Origin of the sequence: Dialister sp. CAG:357, from assembly GCF_000435155.1 — a bacterium.
Lineage (GTDB): Bacteria > Bacillota > Negativicutes > Veillonellales > Dialisteraceae > Dialister > Dialister hominis.
This window is the reverse complement of record NZ_FR896468.1, coordinates 14,680-15,201: the sequence shown is the minus strand read 5'-3', so window position 1 is coordinate 15,201 and position 522 is coordinate 14,680. Positions and strand designations below refer to the sequence as shown.

1 protein-coding gene is annotated in these 522 nt (G+C 57.7%); it reads left to right on the top strand.

The window, feature by feature from the left end; all coding sequences use genetic code 11:
- Positions 1-11: 11 nt before the first annotated feature.
- The coding region (locus M3200_RS08540) for a transketolase family protein (protein WP_353867224.1) at positions 12-522 on the top strand (511 nt) is incomplete at its 3' end.

Here is a 522-nt window from a genome sequence, read left to right as displayed (position 1 = left end):
CCGTCGGCAAGATCCCTCTGGCCGGCTCGTACGCCCTCTTTACAGAACGGGGTTTTGAAATTACACGTAATTCCATTTGCCTGCCCAACCTGAACGTCAAGATCATCGTCAGCCACGGCGGTCTCACCATTGGCTCCGACGGGGCCACCCATCAGGCCGTAGAAGACCTGGCCATTATGCGCAGCCTGCCCAACCTGACGGTCATCAATCCGTCTGACGCGTGGGAAACGGAAGAAGCTGTCAAAGCCGCCATTGCCCACAAAGGACCGGTCTACATCCGCTTGGGCAAGGACGCTGTACCGGATATTCATGAAAGCGGCAGTACCTACCATTGGAACAAGGGGGAAATCCTCCGTGACGGTTCAGACGTAGCCCTCATCGGCACAGGCCGCATGACGGCAGAAGCCTTGGCAGCAGCAGACACGCTGGCCCAAGAAGGGATTCAGGCCATGGTCATCAACATGCCTACGCTGAAGCCCATCGATGCAGACCTCATCGACAAAGCAGCCCGCCAAACAGGCT